General features: G+C 72.7%; 17 protein-coding genes. 16 read left to right on the top strand and 1 reads right to left on the bottom strand.

Annotated elements, in window-relative coordinates; translation table 11 throughout:
- Window positions 1-8: 8 nt before the first annotated feature.
- From nuoE to nuoN, 10 genes are read left to right on the top strand one after another with little or no spacing between them, the layout of a single operon-like run.
- Window positions 9-845 carry an NADH-quinone oxidoreductase subunit NuoE gene (gene nuoE / locus ACH4PU_RS19070; RefSeq protein ID WP_398273034.1) on the top strand — a complete coding sequence of 279 codons (837 nt, stop codon included), beginning with the start codon at window positions 9-11 and terminating at the stop codon, window positions 843-845.
- Window positions 842-2,221, top strand: a complete 1,380-nt coding sequence (nuoF, locus tag ACH4PU_RS19065; RefSeq protein WP_398272965.1) for an NADH-quinone oxidoreductase subunit NuoF — start codon at window positions 842-844, stop codon at window positions 2,219-2,221. Before nuoE ends, nuoF begins: the two co-directional genes overlap by 4 nt.
- The gene (locus tag ACH4PU_RS19060; RefSeq protein ID WP_398272963.1) at window positions 2,218-4,737 is read left to right on the top strand and encodes an NADH-quinone oxidoreductase subunit G; all 2,520 of its coding nucleotides are present in this window, start codon (window positions 2,218-2,220) and stop codon (window positions 4,735-4,737) included. The genes nuoF and ACH4PU_RS19060 overlap by 4 nt, the downstream gene beginning before the upstream one ends.
- On the top strand, window positions 4,734-6,173 hold the full coding sequence (gene nuoH / locus ACH4PU_RS19055) for an NADH-quinone oxidoreductase subunit NuoH (protein WP_398272961.1): 1,440 nt from the start codon (window positions 4,734-4,736) through the stop codon (window positions 6,171-6,173). Before ACH4PU_RS19060 ends, nuoH begins: the two co-directional genes overlap by 4 nt.
- Entirely contained in the window at window positions 6,166-6,771 is a 606-nt protein-coding gene (nuoI, locus tag ACH4PU_RS19050) for an NADH-quinone oxidoreductase subunit NuoI (protein WP_398272959.1), read from the top strand. The genes nuoH and nuoI overlap by 8 nt, the downstream gene beginning before the upstream one ends.
- Window positions 6,768-7,592, top strand: coding sequence for an NADH-quinone oxidoreductase subunit J (locus tag ACH4PU_RS19045; RefSeq protein ID WP_398272957.1), 825 nt, complete (start codon window positions 6,768-6,770; stop codon window positions 7,590-7,592). Before nuoI ends, ACH4PU_RS19045 begins: the two co-directional genes overlap by 4 nt.
- Window positions 7,589-7,888, top strand: coding sequence for an NADH-quinone oxidoreductase subunit NuoK (gene nuoK, locus ACH4PU_RS19040; RefSeq protein ID WP_004941739.1), 300 nt, complete (start codon window positions 7,589-7,591; stop codon window positions 7,886-7,888). Before ACH4PU_RS19045 ends, nuoK begins: the two co-directional genes overlap by 4 nt.
- 13 nt (window positions 7,889-7,901) lie before the next feature.
- The gene (gene nuoL / locus ACH4PU_RS19035) at window positions 7,902-9,857 is read left to right on the top strand and encodes an NADH-quinone oxidoreductase subunit L (protein WP_398272954.1); all 1,956 of its coding nucleotides are present in this window, start codon (window positions 7,902-7,904) and stop codon (window positions 9,855-9,857) included.
- 2 nt (window positions 9,858-9,859) lie between these two features.
- Window positions 9,860-11,473, top strand: coding sequence for an NADH-quinone oxidoreductase subunit M (locus ACH4PU_RS19030; protein ID WP_398272952.1), 1,614 nt, complete (start codon window positions 9,860-9,862; stop codon window positions 11,471-11,473).
- Window positions 11,470-13,140, top strand: a complete 1,671-nt coding sequence (nuoN, locus tag ACH4PU_RS19025; RefSeq protein ID WP_398272950.1) for an NADH-quinone oxidoreductase subunit NuoN — start codon at window positions 11,470-11,472, stop codon at window positions 13,138-13,140. The genes ACH4PU_RS19030 and nuoN overlap by 4 nt, the downstream gene beginning before the upstream one ends.
- Before the next feature lie 203 nt (window positions 13,141-13,343).
- Here nuoN and fahA read toward each other — a convergent pair whose 3' ends face one another.
- Window positions 13,344-14,537 carry a fumarylacetoacetase gene (gene fahA, locus ACH4PU_RS19020; protein ID WP_398272948.1) on the bottom strand — a complete coding sequence of 398 codons (1,194 nt, stop codon included), beginning with the start codon at window positions 14,535-14,537 and terminating at the stop codon, window positions 13,344-13,346.
- A 255-nt stretch (window positions 14,538-14,792) separates the two neighbouring features.
- On the opposite strand from fahA, the gene ACH4PU_RS19015 reads away from it, so the two are divergent.
- The 6 genes from ACH4PU_RS19015 to ACH4PU_RS18990 all read left to right on the top strand — a co-directional run bounded on the left by ACH4PU_RS19015 (window position 14,793) and on the right by ACH4PU_RS18990 (window position 22,967).
- Window positions 14,793-16,094, top strand: coding sequence for an ATP-grasp domain-containing protein (locus tag ACH4PU_RS19015; RefSeq protein ID WP_398272946.1), 1,302 nt, complete (start codon window positions 14,793-14,795; stop codon window positions 16,092-16,094).
- 310 nt (window positions 16,095-16,404) lie between these two features.
- The gene (locus tag ACH4PU_RS19010) at window positions 16,405-17,610 is read left to right on the top strand and encodes an FAD-dependent oxidoreductase (RefSeq protein ID WP_398272944.1); all 1,206 of its coding nucleotides are present in this window, start codon (window positions 16,405-16,407) and stop codon (window positions 17,608-17,610) included.
- 497 nt (window positions 17,611-18,107) lie between these two features.
- Window positions 18,108-19,118 (top strand): polyprenyl synthetase family protein, encoded by a 1,011-nt coding sequence (locus ACH4PU_RS19005; protein WP_398272942.1) that lies wholly within the window; start codon window positions 18,108-18,110, stop codon window positions 19,116-19,118.
- Window positions 19,119-19,613: 495 nt separating this feature from the next.
- On the top strand, window positions 19,614-20,918 hold the full coding sequence (locus ACH4PU_RS19000; protein WP_398272940.1) for an outer membrane lipoprotein carrier protein LolA: 1,305 nt from the start codon (window positions 19,614-19,616) through the stop codon (window positions 20,916-20,918).
- A 188-nt stretch (window positions 20,919-21,106) separates the two neighbouring features.
- Entirely contained in the window at window positions 21,107-22,084 is a 978-nt protein-coding gene (locus ACH4PU_RS18995) for an ATP-binding cassette domain-containing protein (protein WP_398272938.1), read from the top strand.
- Window positions 22,071-22,967, top strand: a complete 897-nt coding sequence (locus ACH4PU_RS18990) for an ABC transporter permease (RefSeq protein WP_398272936.1) — start codon at window positions 22,071-22,073, stop codon at window positions 22,965-22,967. The genes ACH4PU_RS18995 and ACH4PU_RS18990 overlap by 14 nt, the downstream gene beginning before the upstream one ends.
- Window positions 22,968-22,991: the final 24 nt, after the last annotated feature.

Below are 22,991 nucleotides of genomic sequence, written 5' to 3'. Positions count from 1 at the left end.
ACTTGGGGATGCCGCAGCTCCCCGCCCCCGACTACCCCGCCGAGGTGCGCGCCCGGCTGGAGGCCGACGCGCGGGAGGTGATCGGCCGGTATCCCGACAGCCGCAGCGCGCTGCTGCCGCTGCTGCACCTGGTGCAGGCCGAGGAGGGGTACGTCACGCGCACCGGCGTCCGCTTCTGCGCGGAGCAACTCGGCCTGACGACGGCCGAGGTGACGGCGGTCGCGACGTTCTACACCATGTACCGCCGCAAGCCGAGCGGCGACTACCAGGTGGGGGTGTGCACCAACACGCTCTGCGCGGTGCTCGGCGGCGACGCCATCTTCGACGCGCTCAAGACGCACCTGGGCGTGGAGAACGGGGAGACCACCGGCGACGGCAAGGTCACCCTGGAGCACATCGAGTGCAACGCGGCCTGCGACTTCGCGCCCGTGCTGATGGTCAACTGGGAGTTCTTCGACAACCAGACCGTCGAGAGCGCCAAGCGCCTGGTGGACGACCTGCGCGCCGGGCGCACGGTCGAGCCCACGCGCGGGGCGCCCCTCTGCACGTACCGCGAGACCTCCCGCATCCTGGCCGGCTTCCCGGACGAGCGGCCGGGCGCGGTGGAGGCGGGCGGCGGTGCCGGGCACGCCTCGCTGGCCGGGCTGCGGCTGGCCAGGGGCGAGACCGGCCCGGCGCGCGTCGGACCACCGCGCGGCGCACCGCCGTTGGGCGAGCGCCCTCCGGAGCATCCGAGCTCCCACGACGCGCCCCGGCCCACGTCCGCCTCGGACCCCGCCCATCCCAGCGGGCCGGTCACCGGGACCGGGCCGGCCACCGGGCCCACCGAGGAGGGGGAGGAATGACCGTGTCCACCGACTACGGCGGGACCCCGCGGCCGGAGGCCGGCGGAGGGGACGGACCCGAGAAGCTGCTCGCACCCGTGCTCAGCGCCTTCTGGGACGACCCCCGCTCCTGGACGCTGGAGACCTACCTCCGGCACGACGGCTACCAGGGGCTGCGCAAGGCGCTGGCGATGTCACCGGACGACGTGATCGCCTACGTGAAGGACTCGGGCCTCCGCGGCCGCGGCGGCGCGGGCTTCCCCACCGGGATGAAGTGGCAGTTCATCCCGCAGAACGACGGCAAGCCGCACTACCTCGTCGTCAACGCGGACGAGTCCGAGCCGGGCACCTGCAAGGACATCCCCCTCCTCTTCGCCAACCCGCACTCCCTCGTCGAGGGAATGATCATCGCCTGCTACGCGATCCGCTCCACCCGGGCGTTCATCTACCTGCGCGGCGAGACCGTCCCCGTCCTCCGCCGGCTGCACGAGGCCGTCCGCGAGGCCTACGCCGCCGGCTACCTCGGCCGGAACATCCTCGGCAGCGGCATCGACCTGGACATCACCGTGCACGCGGGCGCGGGCGCCTACATCTGCGGCGAGGAGACGGCCCTCCTCGACTCGCTCGAAGGCCGCCGCGGCCAGCCCCGGCTCCGGCCCCCCTTCCCCGCGGTGGCGGGCCTCTACGCCTGCCCCACTGTGGTGAATAACGTCGAATCCATCGCGTCGGTTCCCTCGATCCTCCACCGTGGCAAGGAATGGTTCCGTTCGATGGGCAGCGAGAAGTCCCCGGGCTTCACGCTGTACTCGCTGAGCGGCCACGTCGTCCGCCCCGGCCAGTACGAGGCGCCGCTCGGCATCACGCTGCGCCAGCTGCTCGACATGAGCGGTGGGATGCGCCCGGGCCACCGGCTCAAGTTCTGGACGCCCGGCGGTTCTTCGACCCCGCTGCTCACCGAAGAGCACCTGGACGTGCCGCTGGACTACGAGGCGGTGGGCGCCGCCGGCTCGATGCTGGGCACCAAGGCCCTCCAGTGCTTCGACGAGACGACCTGCGTCGTCCGGGCGGTCACCCGGTGGACCGAGTTCTACGCGCACGAGTCCTGCGGCAAGTGCACGCCCTGCCGCGAAGGGACGTACTGGCTCGTCCAGTTGCTGCGCGACATCGAGGCGGGCCGCGGCCGGCTCACCGACCTCGACAAGATCGAGGACATCGCCGACAACATCAACGGCAAGTCGTTCTGCGCCCTCGGCGACGGCGCGGCGAGCCCGATCTTCTCCTCGCTGAAGTACTTCCGGGCCGAGTACGAACAGCACGTCAGGGGCCGTGGCTGTCCCTTCGACCCGGCGAAGTCCACGGTGTGGGCCGACCAGTCGCACCCGGAGGTGCACGTATGACCGTCACCACGTCCGCGCCCTCCGGCGGGGGGAACGCGGCCGTACCCCCCGACGACCTGGTGTCCGTCACCATCGACGGCATCCCGGTCTCCGTCCCCAAGGGCACCCTCGTCATCCGGGCCGCCGAGCTGGTGGGCATCGAGATCCCCCGGTTCTGCGACCACCCGCTGCTCGACCCGGTGGGCGCCTGCCGGCAGTGCATCGTGGAGGTCGAGGGCCAGCGCAAGCCCATGGCGTCCTGCACCATCACCTGCACCGACGGGATGGTGGTGAAGACCCAGCTCACCTCGCCGGTCGCCGGGAAGGCGCAGCGCGGGGTGATGGAGCTGCTGCTCATCAACCACCCGCTGGACTGCCCGGTCTGCGACAAGGGCGGCGAGTGCCCGCTGCAGAACCAGGCGATGACCGCCGGGCAATCCGACACCCGGTTCGAGGGCCGCAAGCGCACCTACGAGAAGCCGGTGCCCGTCTCGCCGCAGATCCTGCTGGACCGCGAGCGGTGCGTGCTCTGCGCCCGCTGCACCCGGTTCTCCAACGAGATCGCCGGCGACCCGATGATCGAGCTGCTGGAGCGCGGCGCGCTGGAGCAGGTCGGCACCGGCGAGGGCGACCCCTTCCTCTCCTACCACTCGGGCAACACCATCCAGATCTGCCCGGTGGGCGCGCTGACCTCGGTGGCGTACCGGTTCCGCGCCCGGCCGTTCGACCTGGTGTCGTCGCCGACGGTGTGCGAGCACTGCGCGGGCGGCTGCGCGACCCGCACCGACCACCGGCGCGGCAAGGTGATGCGCCGGCTCGCGCAGGAGGACCCCGAGGTCAACGAGGAGTGGCTGTGCGACAAGGGGCGGTTCGCGTTCCGCTACGCGCAGCGCCCCGAGCGGCTGGAGACGCCGCTGGTCCGCACCGCCGAGGGCGTCCTGGAGCCGGCGAGCTGGCCCGAGGCGCTGGAGGCCGCGGCCCGCGGGCTGACCGCCGCGCACGGCCGGGCCGGGGTGCTGACCGGCGGCCGGCTGACGCTGGAGGACGCCTACGCGTACGCCAAGTTCGCGCGCGTCGCCCTCGGCACGCACGACATCGACTTCCGCGCCCGCGTGCACAGCGGCGAGGAGGCCGACTTCCTGGCCGCCCGGGTGGCCGGCCGCGGCCGGGACCTCGACGGCGAGGGGGTGACGTACCGCTCGCTGGAGAAGGCGCCGGCCGTGCTGCTCGTCGGCTTCGAGGCCGAGGAGGAGGCGCCGAGCGTCTTCCTGCGGCTGCGCAAGGCCTGGCGCAAGCACGGCCAACGCGTCTTCTCCGTCGCGCCGTTCGCCACGCGCGGGCTGGAGAAGGCGGGCGGGACGTTGCTGCCCGCCGCCCCCGGCACCGAGCCGGAGTGGCTGCGCGCGCTGGCCGACGGCACCGCCCAGGACGCCCGTGCGGCGGCCGAGGCGCTCCGCGCGGAGGGCGCGGTGATCGTCGTCGGCGAGCGGGCGGCCGGGGTGCCGGGCCTGCTCACCGCCGCCGTGGCGACGGCCGCCGCGACCGGCGCGGACTTGGTGTGGATCCCGCGCCGGGCCGGGGAGCGCGGCGCGGTCGAGGCGGGCGCCCTGCCCGGGCTGCTGCCCGGCGGCCGGCCCGCCACCGACCCGCGCGCCCGCGAGGAGACGGCCGCCGCCTGGGGCCTGCCCGAACTGCCGCGCGCCACGGGCCGGGACACCGGGCAGATCGTCGAGGCCGCCGCCACCGGCGAGTTGGGCGCCCTGCTCGTCGCCGGGGTGGAGCCCGCCGACCTGCCCGACCCGGCGCGGGCGCGGGAGGCGCTGGACGCGGTCGGCTTCCTGGTCGCGCTGGAGCAGCGGCCGAGCGAGGTGACGGACCGGGCGGACGTGGTCTTCCCCGTCTCGGCCGTCGTCGAGCGGTCCGGCACCTTCGTCGACTGGGAGGGCCGGGCCCGGCCGTTCGAGGCGGCGCTCAAGCCCGACCAGATGGTCCGCCGGCACGTCGTGCCGGATCTGCGCGTCCTGCACATGCTCGCCGACGCGATGGCCGCCGAGACAACCGGCCCCCATGGTCCCGTACCGCTGCGGCTGCCCGACGTCCGGGCGGCGCGCGCCGAGCTGGCCCGGCTGGGCACCTGGACCGGCGCCCGCGCCGCCGACCCCGCCGAACCCGCCCGCCCGGCGCCCGCCGCCGGGCCGGGCGAGGCCGTGCTCGCCGGCCACCGGCTGCTGCTCGACCAGGGCCGGCTCCAGGACGGCGACGACGCCCTGGCCGCCACCCGGCACCCGGCCGTCGCCCGGCTCTCCCCGGCCACCGCGGCCGAGACGGGCGTCGCGGACGGCGAGCCGCTGGCCGTCACCGGGCCGGCCGGCACCGTCCGGCTGCCACTGCTGATCACGCCCATGCCGGACCGGGTGGTCTGGCTTCCGCTCAACTCCGCCGGCGGCGGCGTCGCCTCCGACACCGGGGCGCGCCCCGGGGAGGCCGTGCGCATCGCGCCCGGCGGGGCCGTCGAGGGACCGGAGGTGCTGTCGTGATCCCCGCCGTGGACGCGGTCCGGCCGGGGGAGCCCGGCTCCCTGGGCGGACTGGCCGTCGAGAACCTGTCGGTGTTCGGCCACGACCCCTGGTGGCTGGTGGTCGTCAAGGCCGTCTTCTGCTTCGCGTTCGTGATGGTGACGGTGCTGCTGTCGATCGTCATGGAACGCAAGCTGATCGGCTGGATGCAGCTGCGCGTCGGCCCCAACCGGCACGGCCCCTGGGGGATGCTGCAGTCCCTGGCCGATGGTGTGAAGCTGATGCTGAAGGAAGACATCGTCGTCAAGCGCGCCGACAAGGCGGTGTACATCCTGGCGCCGATCGTCGCGGCCGTGCCGGCCTTCATGGCGATCGCGGTGATCCCGTTCGGGCCGGCCGGCGACGAGGTGTCGATCTTCGGCACCCGCACCACGATGCAGCTCACCGACCTGCCCATCGGTGTCCTCTACATCCTGGCCACGGCCTCCGTCGGCATCTACGGGATCGTCCTCGGCGGCTGGTCCTCCGGCTCCACCTACCCGCTGCTCGGCGGCCTCCGCTCCTGCGCCCAGATGATCTCCTACGAGATCGCGATGGGCCTGTCGTTCGCCGCGGTCTTCCTCTACTCCGGCTCGATGTCCACCTCGGCGATCGTGGACGCGCAGCACAACCGCTGGTACGTGTTGCTGCTGCCGGTCTCCTTCATCGTCTACATCGTCGCGATGGTCGGGGAGACGAACCGGGCGCCGTTCGACCTGCCGGAGTCCGAGGGCGACCTGGTCGGCGGCTTCAACACCGAGTACTCGTCCATCAAGTTCGCGATGTTCATGCTCGCCGAGTACGTGAACATGGTGACGGTCTCGTCGGTCGCGGTGACGCTGTTCCTCGGCGGCTGGCGGGCGCCCTACCCGATCTCGGCGTTCTGGGAGGGCGCGAACCACGGCTGGTGGCCGATGCTCTGGTTCGTCATCAAGCTCCAGCTGCTCCTCTTCTTCTTCATCTGGCTGCGCGCGACCCTGCCGAGGCTGCGCTACGACCAGTTCATGAAGCTGGGCTGGAAGATCCTCATCCCGGTCTCGATGGTCTGGCTGATGCTCGTGGCGACGGTACGGGCGCTGCGGAACGAGGACTACGACTTCCAGTCGATCGTCCTCTACGTCGCGGGCGCGGTCGTCGCGATCCTGCTGGTCTCCTTCGTCGCCGACCTCTTCCGGGGCCGGGGCGAACGGGACGGGGAAGCCTCCGACGGCGACGGCGAGTTCGACCCCATGGCCGGCGGCTACCCCGTGCCGCCGCTGCCCGGGCAGACGCTGCCACCGGTGCCGCGCCGCAGGTCACGGCGGGAGCGGGAGCTCAGCGAGGTCTCTGTCAGTGGCGGGGTGCATACTCTGAGTGACGAGACCCGCGAGGGGTCGCGTGCCGGAACTCGTGACGGAAAGGAGGCCGGCGGTGCCTGAGTCTGCCCGCGAGGACGCCCCGCGTCCCCGCAAGAACCCCGTGGCCGGTTTCGGGGTGACGTTCAAGGACGTCTTCAAGAAGCGGCTGACCGAGCAGTACCCGGAGTACAAGAAGCCCACCGCGCCGCGCTTCCACGGCCGGCACCAGCTCAACCGCCACCCGGACGGCCTGGAGAAGTGCATCGGCTGCGAGCTGTGCGCCTGGGCCTGCCCGGCCGACGCCATCTACGTCGAGGGCGCGGACAACACGGACGAGGAGCGCTACTCGCCGGGCGAGCGGTACGGGCGCGTCTACCAGATCAACTACCTGCGCTGCATCCTGTGCGGGCTCTGCGTCGAGGCGTGCCCGACCCGGGCGCTCACCATGACCAACGAGTACGAACTCGCGGACAAGAGCCGGGAGTCGCTCATCTACACCAAGGAGGAGCTGCTCGCCGGCCTGGAGGACGGCATGGTCGAGTCCCCGCACGCGATCTTCCCCGGCATGACCGAGCAGGACTACTACCGGGGGCTGGTGACCGAGGCGGCGCCCGGCACCGAGCGCCAAGTGGCCGTCACCAAGGGCGAGAAGCCCGCGTCCGAGGGGGTGGAGGCGTGAATCTCGCCGCGGACTCCATGACCTCCACCGGCGAGGCCGTCCAGTTCTGGATCCTCGCGGTCGTCGCCACGGCCGGCGCGCTGGCCACGGTGCTGATGAAGAAGGCGGTGCACAGCGCCCTCTCCCTCGCCGGGACGATGATCGTGCTGGCGGTGTTCTACCTCGCCAACGGCGCCTACTTCCTCGGCATCGTGCAGATCGTCGTCTACACCGGCGCGATCATGATGCTGTTCCTCTTCGTCGTCATGCTCGTCGGCGTCACCGCCGCCGACTCGCTCCGCGAGACCATCCGGGGCCAGCGGTGGCTGGCCGCCTTGTGCGGACTGGGCTTCGGCGTCCTGCTGATCGCCGGCATCGCCAACGCCTCGCTGCACCACTTCGACGGGCTCGGCCAGGCCAACTCCGGCGGGAACGTCGAGGGGCTCGCCGCCCTGGTCTTCACCAAGTACGTCTTCGCCTTCGAGATCACCGGCGCCCTGCTGATCACCGCGGCGGTCGGCGCCATGGTGCTCACCCACCGCGAGCGCATCCGCCGGGCCGCCACCCAGAAGGAGCTGTCGCGGCAGCGGGTACGCGAGGGCACCCATGTGGCGCCGCTGCCCGCCCCGGGCACCTACGCCCGGCACAACGCCAACGACATCCCCGCCCTGCTGCCGGACGGCGCCCCGTCCGAGCTCAGCGTCAGCCCCACGCTGCGCGCCCGCGGCCAGGTGCGGGACGTCTCCGGCGAGGCGCTCGCGGACCTCGCGGCGCTGGAGCAGCGGTCGCGCGAGTGGCTGGAGCGCGACGGCGACGAGGACCGGAAGGGAGCCGTCAAGTGAACCCGGTCAGCTATCTCTACCTGTCCGCCCTGCTGTTCACCATCGGGGGCGTCGGGGTGCTCGTCCGGCGGAACGCGATCGTCGTCTTCATGTGCGTCGAGCTGATGCTGAACGCCTGCAACCTGGCGTTCGTCACCTTCTCCCGGATGCACGGCAATCTCGACGGCCAGATCATCGCCTTCTTCACGATGGTCGTCGCCGCGGCCGAGGTCGTCATCGGGCTCGCGATCATCGTCTCGGTCTACCGCGCCCGCCACTCGGCCTCGGTCGACGACGCCAGTCTGCTGAAGCTGTAAGGGGACGCCGCCAATGGAGAACCTCATCGGACTGCTCGTCCTCGCGCCCCTGCTGGGGGCGGGGATCCTGCTCTGCGGCGGACGGGCCCTGGACCGCGCCGGGCACTGGCTGGGCACCCTGTTCGCAGCCGTCTCCTTCGCCCTCGGCGCGGTGCTCTTCGCCGACATGCTGGGCCGGAACGCCGACGACCGCGCGCTGGACGTCACCGTCTTCCAGTGGGTGCCGGTCGGCGGCTTCCGCGCCGACGTCGGCTTCCACCTCGACCAGCTGTCCATGACCTTCGTCCTGCTGATCACGGGCGTGGGCACGCTGATCCACCTCTACTCCGTGGGGTACATGGAGCACGACGAGCGGCGCCGCCGCTTCTTCGGCTACCTGAACCTCTTCCTCGCCGCGATGCTGCTGCTCGTCGTGGCCGACAACTACCTGGTGCTGTACGTCGGGTGGGAGGGCGTCGGCCTGGCGTCGTACCTGCTGATCGGCTTCTGGCAGCACAAGCCGAGCGCCGCGACCGCCGCCAAGAAGGCGTTCCTCGTCAACCGCGTCGGCGATGTCGGACTGTCCATCGCGATCATGCTGATGTTCACCACGTTCGGCACCTTCGCCTTCGACCCGGTGCTCACCGGCGCCGACGGGGCGGGGGAGGGCAAGCTCACCGCCATCGGCCTGATGCTGCTGCTGGCGGCCTGCGGCAAGTCGGCCCAGGTGCCGCTGCAGAGCTGGCTCGGGGACGCCATGGAGGGCCCCACCCCGGTCTCCGCCCTGATCCACGCGGCCACCATGGTCACCGCCGGCGTCTACCTGATCACCCGGTCCGGGGCGATCTTCGAGGGGGCGCCGGACGCCCAGCTCGCCGTGGTCACGGTCGGGGCGGTCACCCTCCTCTTCGGTGCGATCGTCGGTTGCGCGAAGGACGACATCAAGAAGGCGCTGGCCGGCTCGACGATGTCGCAGATCGGCTACATGGTGCTCGCCGCCGGCCTCGGGCCGATCGGATACGTCTTCGCGATCATGCACCTGGTGACCCATGGCTTCTTCAAGGCCGGGCTCTTCCTCGGCGCCGGCTCGGTCATGCACGGCATGAACGACGAGGTGGACATGCGCCGTTACGGCGGCCTGTGGCGCTACATGCCGGTCACCTTCGTCACCTTCGGGCTCGGCTACCTCGCCATCATCGGGTTCCCCGGCCTCTCCGGCTTCTTCTCCAAGGACAAGATCATCGAGGCGGCCTTCGCCAAGGGCGGCACCGAGGGCTGGATCCTCGGCGGCACGGCCCTGCTCGGCGCGGCCATCACCGCGTACTACATGACCCGCGTGATGATCATGACGTTCTTCGGTGAGAAGCGGTGGGCCCCGGCCCCCTCGCCGGACGCACCCAGCGCGGAGCCCGCCGCCGAGAAGCACGGCGACGGGACGCACGGCGCCGGGGAGCTCCCGCACCCGCACGAGTCGCCGAAGTCGATGACGATCCCGATGATCCTGCTCGCCGTCGGATCGGTCTTCGCGGGCGGCCTGTTCACCCTCAACGACACCTTCCTGAAGTGGCTGGAGCCCGTCACCGGGCACGAGGAGGGCGACTCCCCGGTCAGCGCGCTCACCGTCACCGGGGCGACCATGGCCGTCCTCGTCGTCGGCGTCGCGCTCGCCTGGGCCCAGTACGGCCGCAAGCCCGTCCCCGTCACGCCGCCGCGCGGCTCGCTGCTCACCCGGGCGGCCCGCCGCGACCTCCTCCAGGACGACTTCAACCACATCGTCCTCGTCCGCGGCGGCGAGCAGCTGACCCGCGGCCTGGAGGCGATCGACCGCACGGTGGTGGACGGCGCCGTCAACGGGACGGCCGTCACCGTCGGCGGGCTCTCCGGCCGGATGCGCAGGCTGCAGAACGGCTACGCGCGGTCGTACGCGGTCTCGATGTTCGGCGGCGCGGCGGTGCTGATCGCCGCGACCCTGCTGATGAGGGCGGTTTGATCATGTCATTTCCCCTGCTCACCGCGACGGCCGCGGTCCCCGCCGTGGGCGCGGTCGTCACCGCCGCGGTCCCGGCAGCGCGCCGCGAGGCGGCCAAATGGCTCGCGCTCCTCTTCGCCTTGGGGACCCTGGTCCTGGCCGCGGTCCAGCTCGTCCGCTTCGACCCGGACGGCAACGCGTTCCAGCTCACCGAATCCCACGCCTGGATCGCGGACTTCGGGGTCCGCTACGACTTGGGCGTCGACGGCATCGGCGTGGTCCTCGTCGCCCTGACGGCCCTGCTCGTCCCGTTCGTCCTGCTGGCCGGCTGGCACGACGCCGAGCCGCTGGAGGCCGCGGCGGCCGACCGGCGCTGGCGGCCCACCCAGGGCCTGTTCGCCCTGATCCTGATGGTCGAGGCGATGGTGGTGATCTCCTTCGAGGCCACCGACGTCTTCCTCTTCTACGTCTTCTTCGAAGCCATGCTCATCCCGATGTACTTCCTCATCGGCGGCTTCGGGGACCGGACCGGGGAACCGGCCGACGCGGGCGAGGCGGCGGCCCGCCGCTCCCGCGCGGCCGTGAAGTTCCTGCTCTACAACCTCGCCGGCGGGCTCGTCATGCTGGCCGCGGTGGTCGGGCTGTACGCGGTCACCGCCGACCAGCTCGGCACCGGCACGTTCTCGCTCCAGGAGATCGTCCAGGCCCGGGCCGCCGGCAAGCTGGAGTTCGCCACCGTCACCGAACGCGCCCTGTTCCTGGGCTTCTTCTTCGCCTTCGCCGTCAAGGCGCCGCTCTGGCCGCTGCACACCTGGCTGCCCGGCGCCATGGGCGAGGCCACCGCGCCCGTCGCCGTCCTGATCACCGCCGTGGTCGACAAGGTCGGCACCTTCGCGATGCTCCGGTTCTGCCTCCAGCTCTTCCCCGGGGCGTCCAAGTGGGCCACCCCGGTGATCATCGTGCTGGCGCTGATCAGCATCCTCTACGGCGCCCTGCTCGCCGTCGCCCAGCGCGACATCAAGCGGCTGATCGCCTACGCCTCGCTCTCGCACTTCGGCTTCATCATCCTCGGCGTCTTCGCGATGACCACCCAGGGCCAGAGCGGCGCCACGCTCTACATGGTCAACCACGGGATCTCCACGGCCGCGCTGATGCTGGTCGCCGGCTTCCTGATCAGCCGCCGCGGCTCCCGGCTCATCGCCGACTACGGCGGGGTGCAGAAGGTCGCGCCGGTCCTCGCGGGCACCTTCCTCATCGGCGGCCTGGCCACCCTGTCGCTACCGGGCCTCGCGCCGTTCGTCTCCGAATTCCTGGTCCTGGTCGGCACGTTCGGCCGCTACCCGGTGGCGGGCGCCATCGCGACCGTCGGCATCGTCCTCGCCGCCCTCTACGTCCTGGTGCTGTACCAGCGCACCATGACCGGGCCGGTGAGGGAACCGGTGCGCGGCATGCCCGACCTGCGGGTCCGTGAACTCGTCGTCGTCACCCCGCTGATCGCCCTGCTCCTCTTCCTGGGCGTCTACCCGAAGCCGGTGACGCGGATCCTCGACCCCGCCGTCGAACACACCATGTCCCAGGTCCACAAGACCGACCCCCGGCCGGATGTCCGGGTGAGCACCGCGGAGGGCGCGAAGTGAGCCGAGCAGCCGCCGTCCACAGCCTGTGGACAGATTCGTCCGCGTCGGCGGTCCTCGCCGACGCCCCCAGGAAGATCCCCGCACCGCACATCGAGTACGCCCAGCTCTCACCGGTGCTGATCGTCCTCGGCGCCGCCGTGGTGGCCGTCCTCGCGGAGGCGTTCCTGCCCCGCCGGTCCCGCCATCTGGCCCAGGTGGCGACCACCGTCATCGGACTCGCCGCCGCGTTCGCCGCGGTCGTCGCGCTCGCCGCCAAGGGCTACGCCACCGGCAAGGCGCACGTGGCGGCGATGGGCGCGGTCGCCGTCGACGGCCCGGCCCTCTTCCTCCAGGGCACGATTCTCCTCGTCGCCCTGGTCGCCGCCCTCGGCTTCGCCGAACGCCGGCTCGACCCCGCCGCGCACGGCCGCCCCGTCGACTCCTTCGCCGCCCAGGCCGCCGCCGTCCCCGGCGGCGACGCCGAACAGGAGGCGGTGAAGGCGGGCTGGACCACCAGCGAGGTCTTCCCGCTGCTGCTGTTCGCGGTCGCCGGCATGCTCGTGTTCCCCGCGGCCGACGACCTGCTGACGCTCTTCGTCGCGCTGGAGGTCTTCTCCCTCCCGCTGTACGTCCTCTGCGCCCTGGCCCGCCGCAAGCGGCTGCTCTCGCAGGAAGCGGCGGTCAAGTACTTCCTCCTCGGCGCCTTCTCCTCGGCCATCCTCCTCTTCGGCGTGGCTCTGCTCTACGGCTACGCCGGCACCGTCACCTACGCGGGCATCGCCGACGTCGTCAACGGCACCGTCCGCACCGTCTCCCCGGCCCTCGCCTCCTCCACCGGCAACGACGCGCTGCTGCTCATCGGCGGCGCGATGGTCCTCATGGGCCTCCTCTTCAAGGTCGGCGCCGCGCCCTTCCACATGTGGACCCCCGACGTCTACCAGGGCGCCCCCACGCCGGTCACCGGCTTCATGGCAGCGGCCACCAAGGTCGCCGCCTTCGGCGCCCTGCTGCGGCTCCTCTACGTCGTCCTGCCCGGCCTGCGCTGGGACTGGCGGCCGGTCATGTGGGGCGTCGCCATCCTGACGATGCTGGTCGGCGCGATCGTCGCCGTCACCCAGACGGACGTGAAGCGGCTCCTCGCCTACTCCTCCATCGCCCACGCCGGCTTCATCCTCGCCGGCGTCATCGCCATCAGCCCCGACGGCGTCTCGTCCGTCCTCTTCTACCTGGCCGCCTACTCCTTCGTCACGCTGGGCGCGTTCGCCGTCGTGACGCTGGTGCGGGACGCCGGCGGCGAGGCGACGCAACTGTCGAAGTGGGCTGGCCTCGGCCGGCGTTCGCCCCTCGTCGCGGCCGTCTTCGCCGTCTTCCTGCTCGCCTTCGCCGGTATCCCGCTCACCAGCGGCTTCGCCGGAAAATTCGCGGTCTTCAAGGCGGCGGCCGAGAGCGGGGGCGCTCCGCTGGTGATCGTGGGTGTGGTGTCGTCGGCGATCGCCGCGTTCTTCTACATCCGGGTGATCGTGCTGATGTTCTTCAACGAGCCGCGGGCGGACGGGCCTACGGTCGCCGTGCCGAGCGCGTTGACGACGGTGACGATCGGGGCGGGGGTGGTGGTGACCTTGGTGCTGGGGGTGGCGCCGCAGTACTTCCTGGAACTGGCGGGGGATGCGGGGGTGTTCGTGCGGTGAGGGTGCCCCTGTCCCGCCCTTTCGCCGTTTCCTGGGGCTGCCGCCCCAGACCCCGTTTGTCGCGGCTTCGCCGCTCGTCCTCAAACGCCGGACGGGCTATATAGCCCGTCCGGCGTTTGAGGACAACCGCGCGGAGCGCGGTTTCAGGGGGTGCGGGGGCTCGCCCCCGCAAGAAACGGTGAAGGGGCGGGGCTGGGGACCCCCTACCGGCCCCCGGCCGGAAGTACGTGCCCCGCCACCTCCCCGAGCCCGATCCGGGCTCCACCCGGCCCCGGAGCCCAAGCCGTGATCACGACCTCGTCTCCGTCCGCGAGGAACGGCCCCTTTCCGGCCGTGATTTCGAGCAAGCACCCCAACTGGTCGGGCTCCGGCCCGCTCACCGTTCCCGACGCGTAGAAGTCGCCGGTCCGCAACGACGCTCCGTTCACCGTCATATGGGCGAGCTGCTGGGCCGCCGTCCAGTACATGGCGGAGAAGGGCGGCCGGGCGACGACCTCGCCGTTGATGCGGACCTCCAGGCGGATGTCGATGCCGCCGGGCTCGGCCGCGTCCGAGTCGTCGAGGTACGGGAGCAGCGGGAAGTCACGGGCCGGCGGTACGACGCGGGCCGCGTCGAAGGCTTCCAGGGGGGTGATCCAGGCGGAGACCGACGTGGCGAAGGACTTGCCGAGGAAGGGGCCGAGCGGCACGTACTCCCAGGACTGGATGTCGCGCGCGGACCAGTCGTTGACGAGGCAGACGCCGAAGACGTGGTCGCGGAAGGCGTTTAGCGGCACGGGCGTCCGGGCGGGCGCCGGGGTGCCGACGACGAAGCCGACCTCGGCCTCGATGTCGAGCCGCCGGGACGGGCCGAACGAGGGGAGCTCCTCGTCGGGTGCCTTGCGCTGCCCCTGGGGGCGTACGACGTCCGTGCCGGAGACGACGACCGTGCCCGCGCGGCCGTGGTAACCGATAGGCAGGTGCTTCCAGTTGGGGGGCAGCGCCTGGCCGTTGGGGCGGAAGATGCGGCCCGCGTTGGTCGCGTGGTGCTCGCTCGCGTAGAAGTCGACGTAGTCCGCGACCTCGAACGGCAGGTGCAGGGTCACCTCGTCCAGCGGGTGGGCGTACCCGCCGGGCAGGGTGCCGTCGTCGAGCATGCCGCGGATCTCCGCGCGTACCGCCTGCCAGACCGGGCGTCCGGCGGCCATCAGCGGGTTGAGCACGGGCTGGTCGAGCAGATCGGCGTACGCCGACCCGCGCTCGGCGGCGGCGGTCGCCGCGTCGAGGACGTACGCGCCGTAGCGCACGCCGATCCGCGGCTGCTCGGGAGCGCCCGGGGTGGTGAAGACGCCGTAGGGGAGTGCGTCCGCGCCGAAGGGGTCTCCTTCGGGCAGTTCGTGGGGGCTGTGCTGGGGCATGGGTCTCGCGGCCTCGCCTTCTCCACTCGGAATGCGCGTCGGATGCACGGGAGCCTCACATTACGGGTTGACGGCCGACGGGCAAGAGCTGTTCGAGGGGTGTTCCCGCGCCGGGAAACGGTGTTCCAATGCGGGGAAAAGGTAGGGCAATGTCCGGTAACTCCTTGCTGGAGGCGATGATTCCGAAGTAGCGTCCTAAGTCGGGTCACACGCAGTAGGGGGCCGCTGAGGGCGGGGTGGCCGAGGGGGGAGCTGGTGGCGAGCAGGAGCGCGTCCGTATCGGCGGACGGGTCAGTGCCCGGGTTGATCGTGAAGTTCGGTGACTATCCCCTGCACCACGGCGGCGTCGGTGCGATCCGCAGCCTCGGAAGACTCGGCGTGCCGATGTACGCCATCACCGAGGACCGGTGGACCCCGGCGGCCGTCTCGCGTTATCTGAGCGCCGGATTCGTCTGGCCGACGACCGGCACCGAAGGGGCCGGGGAGCTGGTGGCGGGCCTGCTCCGGATAGCCGAGCGGATCGGCCGTCCCACCGTGCTGCTGCCCACCGACGAGGAGGCGGCCGTGCTCATCGCCGAGCACGCGGACGTGCTGGCCGGTCCGTTCCTCTTCCCGCCGGTGGAACGGGAGTTGCCACGGCGGCTGGCCAGCAAGCAGGGGCTGTACGAGCTGTGCGTGGAACACGGGGTGCCGGCCCCGACGACACTGTTCCCCGCCACCTACGAGGAGATCGAGAAGTACGCCGCCACCGCCGTCTTCCCGCTGGTGGCCAAGAACCGCGAGGCGTTCGAACGCCGCCGCAGGCCGGCCGTGGCCGGGACGACGCGGATCGCAGACGCCCGCCGGCTGCTGGAGCTGGCCCGCGACTGGGGGCCCCGGCCGGGGGTGATCCTCCAGGAGTACCTGCCGCGCGAGGAGGCCGAGGACTGGATCGTCCACGCCTACTTCGACGCCGACAGCGTGCCGCGCGCCCTGTTCACGGGCGTCAAGGTGCGCTCCTGGCCGCCGCACGCGGGCATGACCGCCAACGCCTACGTCGTCGACAATCCCGAACTGGCCGCCATGACGGCCCAGTTCATCAAACAGATCGGTTTCTGCGGCATCGTCGACCTCGACTGGCGGTTCGACCGCCGCGACGGGCGGTACAAGCTGCTGGACTTCAACCCCCGGATGGGCGCCCAGTTCCGCCTCTTCGAGAACGAGGCGGGCATAGACGTCGTCCGCGCCCAGCACCTCGACCTCACCGGGAGGCCGGTCCCCGAGGGCGAACAGCTCACCGGCCGGCGGTTCGTCGTCGAGAACATCGACCTGCCCGCCCTCGCCGCCTACCGGCGGAGCGGGTACACCACCCCGCACGCTCCCGCCCGCGCCAACGGGACGGAGCTCGCCTGGGCGGCGCGGGACGACATGAAACCGTTCCTGACCATGCTCGCCCGGCTCGTCCGGCCCGGGACGAGACACCTGTGGCAGCTGTGGCGCTCCCGGCGCCGGGCCCACGCGGCCGCCGCCCGGGCGGTGCCCGCCGCCCCGGCCGCGGTCGCCGAGCGGACGGAGTGACGGCGGAGGCGACGGAGGGCGACGCAAAGCGATGGGGGAGGGCGGGGGACGGCGGGAGGCGACGGGCGGACGGGCGCGATGCGGGCGCGCGGGCGCCTTCGGCCGGCCGGGTGAGGAGTGCTGAGGAGCTCAGGGCGTGCGGGGGGCCCGTACGCGCCCTCAGCGCCCGTACCCGCCCCGCGAGGCTCCCGCACCTCCAGCGGTCACACCCGCCCGCAACGCCCGCGTACGCACCGCGTGCGCGGAAGTGACGCAGCAGACCGGCCCCGCGAGCGCCTCGCGGGCCGGGAGACGCCCTGGGAGGGGACACGTGACACTTCCGGTAGCAGTCATCGGGGCCGGCCCGTACGGCCTCTCGACCGCAGCCCACCTGAAGGCGCGCGGCGTTCCGACGCGCGTCTTCGGCTCGCCGATGGTGAGCTGGCGGGAGCAGATGCCCGCCGGGATGCTGCTGAAATCCACCCCCGCGGCCTCGGACATCGACGCCCCGCAGCCCGGCCACACCCTGCTCGACTACTGCCTGGACGCGGGGGAGCGGCGCTACGAGTCCGACTGGGACGTCATCCCCGTCGAGACCTTCGCCGCGTACGGGCAGTGGTTCCAGCGACGCCTGGTGCCGGGGCTGGAGCAGGTGCGGGTGAAGTCCGTGGAGCGGCGCCAGGGCGGTCCCGGTTTCGAGCTCAAGCTGGACTCCGGTGAGCAGTTCGCCGCCCGCGCGGTCGTGGTGGCCACCGGGCTGAGCGGGCTGGCCCGGGTGCCCGCCGAGCTGGCCGCGGCGGTGCCCGGCGGGCCGGCCGGGGATGTCCCGTTCTCGCACAGCTCGCACCACCGCGACCTGTCCGGCTTCGCGGGCCGGCACGTCGCCGTGATCGGCGCGGGGCAGTCGGCCCTGGAGACCGCCGTGCTGCTCGCGGAGGCGGGCGCCGCCTCGGTGCGGGTCGTGGCCCGGCGGCGCGGGGCGGTCCGGTTCGGGGCGGCGCCGGACGGGCAGTCGTCGCTGAAGCCGGACACGCCGTTCGGGCGGGCCTGGTCGCTGTACGCGTTCTCGTACCACGCGGACGGCTTCCGCCGGCTGCCCCCGCGGACCCGCGCGTACCTGGTCCGCCGGGTGCTGGGGCCGCTCGGCGCCTGGTGGCTGCGCGAGCGCTTCGTGGGCCGGGTGCAGGTGACCGAGGGGAAGCGGGTCGTCCGGGCCCGGCTGGCGGAGGGCCGGCCGGTGCTGACGCTCGCGGAGTCCGCCGACGGGCCGGAGAGCGAGCTCACCGCCGACCATGTGATCGCCGCCACGGGTTACCGGGTCGATCTGGGCGCCCTGGACTTCCTGGGGGACAGCGTCCGGACCCGGCTGGCGGCGAGCGCCGGCGGCCCCCGCCTCGGCGCGGGCTACCACTCGTCCGTCCCCGGTCTCTTCTTCACCGGCCTGCCGGCGGCGGCGAGCTACGGCCCGGTGATGCGGTTCGTCTGCGGGACGGCGTACGCGTCGCCGCGGCTGGCACGGGCGGTGGCGGCGCTCTGACGGACCGTGACCGCCGGGCGGTGTCCCCCGCAGGGGGCACTTCTCGTCACACCGATTCCACGGAGGTGGGATCCGGCGCGGGAATCGACACCGGCGCCGACGCCGATTCCGGCACCGGAAACGGCGTCGGAATCGACAATTCCGTTTCTGGTCGCCGCCGGTGCGCGCCCGCTCGCTCTCACCCGGCCCCCTCCCCCTCCGTCCACCCGCCGGACGGGCTGATTCCGGCCCGTCCGGCCCCTTTTCGACGGGCGTGGGCCGCCGGTATGGACCGGGGGCGGCCCGAAGGGGCGGGGGAGGGGCCGGGAAAACGGCCGGGAAGCAGCCGAGGGGAAGCCACGGAGAAGGGGACAAATCGCCCCGGGGAGGGTCGGTGGCGGGCCACTGTTCGGGCAGCCGCCCACGGTGATCCACAACCGACCGGATACGCTGACTTTTGGTGAAGACAGCGACACATCGACAATCCCCGTGATCGCAGGCAGACAGGAGTACCCCTCGTGACCGTCGTCGGGCCCTTCGGGCTGAGCGTGCGGGACCAGGCTCTTGAAGCCGATGTCCAGGCCGGGTTGGCCGCTGTCGAGGAGGGCCTCCTGGAGGCCACCAAGAGCGGTGTGCCCTTCATCACCGAAGCCGCGCAGCACCTCGTCCGGGCGGGCGGCAAGCGCTTCCGGCCGCTGCTGGTGATGCTCGCCGCCCAGTTCGGCGACCCGTACGCGCCCGGCGTCGTGCCCTCGGCCGTCGTCGTCGAGCTCACCCACCTCGCCACCCTCTACCACGACGACGTCATGGACGAGGCGGACATGCGCCGCGGGGCGCCCAGCGCCAACGCCCGCTGGGGCAACTCCCTGGCCGTCCTCACCGGCGACTTCCTCTTCTCCCGCGCGTCCCGGATCCTCGCCGACCTCGGCCCCGAGGCCGTCCGGATCCAGGCCGAGGCGTTCGAACGCCTGGTGACGGGCCAGATCCTGGAGACCGCGGGCCCGCTCGACGGGCGCGACCCGATCGAGCACTACCTCGACGTCATCGGCGGCAAGACCGGCTCCCTGATCGCCGTCTCCGGCCGCTACGGCGCCATGATGTCCGGCGCGGACGAGCGCGTCGTGGAGATCCTGACCCACTACGGCGAGCGGCTCGGCGCCGCCTTCCAGCTCGCCGACGACGTCCTCGACATCGCCAGCGACTCCCACGAGTCCGGCAAGACCCCCGGGACCGACCTGCGCGAGGGCATCCCCACCCTCCCCGTCCTGCACCTGCGGGCCCGCGCCGAGGCCACCGGCGACCCGGACGACCTGGAGCTCTGCGCCCTGCTCGACGGCGACCTCGCCGACGACGCCCGGCTCGCCGAGGTGCTCCGCCGGCTGCGCGTCCACCCGGCCCTGGAGCAGGCCCGCCGCGACACCGTCCGCTACGCCGAGGAGGCGCGCGCCACGCTCGCGCCGCTGCCCGAGTGCCCGGCCAGGGCCGCGCTGGAGGAGCTCTGCGACGCGGTCGTGCACCGCGCGGGCTGACGGGCCGGCGGTCGTACGGAGCCGTTCTCCGGAGTGGTTTCCGGGACCGATGGGAACCGGCCGCCCGAGACGGACGACGCGAACCGGCCACCGGGTGACGGGTGGGACCGGCGAGCGCCGGCCCGTACGCGCCACCCCTCGATCGGGACGGGACGGGCGTGCACAAACGGCAGTGACGAGCACGGTGTTGCGGGTCCGGCGGTCCGCCGGGCCGGGCATGGACAGGTCGCGGCCGGTTCGCGACCGGTCGCCGGGGAGAACCCCGCTCATCCTCCCGGGGGTTCGTCCCCTAGGGCTTGTCATACCCGAGAGGTACCGTGAGTTGAGTCCGGCGGCTGATGACCGGAGCATCGCGCGTTGGTGGAATGGACGGAGTCGTGCGGGAGGGCAGTCCTCCCGACTCCGGCGCCCCCACCGAGCGGTCGGGCCACATGAGCCAGGGGATGGGCGAGTGCACGACGCGAGAGACCGCCGCAGACGACGGAGGTAGAGCACATGGCACGGAACCAACCGACACCCGGCGCCGACGGCCACGAGCCGGCCGGGGCCACCGGGCCCTCGGGGGCCGGCCGCCGCAAGGCCGTCCGTTACGCGGTCCCCGTCGCGGTGGCCGGGGTCGCCGCCGCCACCATCGGCATCGGCTCGGCCCTCGCCACCTCGGGCGACCCCGACCTGCCGAAGATCAGCGCGCAGGACCTGCTGGCCAAGGTCGCCGCCTCGGACGTGCAGCAGCTCTCCGGCTCCGTCCGCGTCACCACCGACCTGGGCCTGCCCTCCCTCCCCTCGGGCGTCTCGCTCGGCGGGGCGATGGGCAAGGCCGGCGGCGAGCGCAAGGGCGACGCCAACCCCGCGGGCAAGCTGACGGAACTGGCCTCCGGCTCGCACACGCTGCGCGTCGCGGCGGACGGCCCGGACAAGCAGCGGGTGTCGATCGTCGAACGCGCCGCGGAGTACAGCGTCGTCCGCAACGGGCAGCAGGTGTGGGCGTACGACAGCGGCAGCAACACGGCGTACCACGCGACGGCGCCCAAGGGCGCGGCCGGTGCCGACAAGGACCGCAAGCTCCCCGGCGGGCTTGCCGACGCCTCCCCGCAGGAGCTGGCGAAGAAGGCCCTCGCCGCGGCGCAGGGCACCACGGACGTGGCCGTCGACGGCACGGCCAAGGTGGCGGGCCGGGACGCCTACCGGCTGACCCTCACGCCCAAGCAGAGCGAGTCGACGATCGGGTCGGTGCGGATAGCCGTGGACGCGAAGAACGGCGTCCCGCTGAAGTTCACGGTCACCCCGAAGGGCGGCGGCAAGGCGGCTGTTGACGTGGCCTTCACCAAGGTCTCCTTCGACCGGCCGAGCGCGTCCACCTTCTCGTTCACCCCGCCCAAGGGGGCGAAGGTGACCGAGGGGTCGCAGGGCAAGGGCGCCGGCCACGGTACGGACGACCACGGCAAGGGCCGGCTCCCGGCCGCCCCCGGGACGGACGCGGCGTCCGCCCCGAAGACGACGGGCACCGGCTGGGCGACCGTCGCCGAGCTCGACGCCGGCAAGGGCGCGGGTGCGGGTGTGGGTGCCATGGGGTCCGGCAAGGGCGTCGGCCCGAAGGGCGGTGCCCACGGGAGCGGCGCTCACGCCAAGGACGCGGAGAAGCTGCTCGACAGCTTCGGCGGCAAGGTGACGGGCTCGTTCGGTTCCGGCAGGATCGTCAGCACCCGCCTGCTGAACGTGCTGCTGACGGACGACGGCAAGGTGTACGCGGGCGCGGTGACCAAGGAAGCGCTGCTGAAGGCCGCGGACGCCAACCGGTAGGGCCGCGGTAGACGCGGTAGGGCGCGCGGGCGGTACGGGGGAGGGGAGAGGGGCCTGTGACGGAACCGGAGACGGGGTCGGGAGCGGGGCCGAAGCCTGCGCGGGAGCCGAAGTCGGAGCCGGAGCCCGGGCCGGCGCCGAGGCCTGTGCCGACGCCCGCCCCCGGGCCTGAGCCTGCTCCCGGCGTCGTGCCTGCTCCCGACCCCGTATCTGCCCCCGGCCCCGAGCCGGTCATCGAGACGCGGGGGCTGACCAAGCGCTACCGCGGCGGGCAGCTCGCGGTGGACGGCCTCGACCTCGTCGTGCCGCGCGGCAGCGTCTTCGGCTTCCTCGGCCCCAACGGATCGGGCAAGACGACGACGATCCGGATGCTCATGGGGCTGATCGAGCCCACGTCGGGGCAGGCCCGGGTGCTCGGCGAGCCGATGCCCCGGGCCGGCGGCCGGGTGCTGCCGCGGGTGGGGGCCCTCATCGAGGGCCCGGCCCTGTACGGGTTCCTCTCCGGCCGTGACAACCTCGTCCGGTACGACGCCGCCGACCCCACCGCCGACCCGCGCACCCGCGCCGCCCGGGTGGCGGACGCCCTGGACCGGGTGGGGTTGGCGGGGGCGGCCGGAAAGAAGGCCCGGGCCTACTCGCTCGGCATGAAGCAGCGGCTCGGCCTGGCCGCCGCCCTGCTCCAGCCGCGCGAGCTGCTGGTCCTGGACGAGCCGACCAACGGCCTCGACCCGCAGGGCATGCGGGAGATCCGGTCCCTGGTGCGGGGGCTGGCCGCCGAGGGGACCACCGTCTTCCTCTCCTCCCACCTCCTCGACGAGATCGAGCAGGTCTGCTCGCACGCCGCGGTGATGGCGCGCGGCCGGCTGCTCACCCAGGGCACGGTCGCCGACCTGGCCTCGTCCACCCGCGGCCGGCTGGCCGTCACCACCCCCGACACGGCGGACGCGGTCCGCGTCCTCAAGGAGCACGGCGTGAACGATCTGGCGGTCGCCGACGACCGCGTCACCGGCGAACTGCCCACCGGCACCCCGCCGCCCGACCTCGCGGACCTCAACGCCGCCCTGGTCCGGGCGGACGTCCGGGTGCGTTCTTTCGGCACCGAACGGGTCTCGCTGGAGGACGCGTTCGTCGCGCTCACCGGGGAGGGCTTCGATGTCGCGGGCTGAGCCCGGGGCGGTCCCCGCGCCCGTCGCCGTCCGTCCGCCGCGCGCGGTGTGGCGGCTGTCGCTGTTCCGCAACGAGATCACCACCGTCTTCCGGCGCTGGCGCACGCTGGCGCTGCTCGGGGTGCTCGCGGCCGTGCCGGTGCTGGTCGGCATCGCGGTCAAGATCGAGACGAGCGACGGGGACGGCTCGTTCGGCGGCGGGCGCGGCGACGGCCCCGCCTTCGTCAGCCAGGTCACCAACAACGGCCTCTTCCTCGTCTTCGCCTCGCTCGCCGCGACGCTCCCCTTCTTCCTGCCCATGGCGATCGGCGTGATCGCCGGGGACTCGATCGCCGGCGAGGCGGGCAGCGGCACCCTGCGCTACCTGTTGGTCGCCCCGGCCGGCCGCACCCGGCTGCTGCTCGCGAAGTTCACCACCACGGTCGTCTTCTGCCTCGCCGCCACCCTCGTCGTCGCCTGCTCGGCGCTGCTGGTGGGCGCGCTCCTCTTCCCGCTGGGCGACGTCACGCTGATCAGCGGCACGACGGTCTCCTTCGGCGACGGGCTGCTGCGCGGCGTGGCCATCGCCGGAGTGGTGGCCGCGTCGCTGATCGGCGTCGCGGCGCTGGGCCTGTTCGTCTCGACGCTGACCGGCAGCGGCATCGCGGCGATGGCGACGACGGTGGGGCTGCTGATCACCGTGCAGATCCTGGACCAGTTCCCGCAGCTGCACGCGATCCAGCCGTACCTGTTCCCGCACTACTGGCTGAGCTTCTCCGACCTCCTCCGGGACCCGGTGTACTGGGACCAGATCGGACGGAACCTGGGCCTCCAGGCGCTGTACGCGGCGGTGTTCGGGTCGGCGGCGTGGGCCCGCTTCACGGCGAGGGACGTGACGGCGTGACGGCGCGGAGCGGGCCGCTGTCCG

The sequence above is a fragment of the Streptomyces sp. NPDC021100 genome, assembly GCF_044333095.1.
Lineage (GTDB): Bacteria > Actinomycetota > Actinomycetes > Streptomycetales > Streptomycetaceae > Streptomyces.
This window is presented reverse-complemented; position numbering and strand designations above follow the sequence as displayed.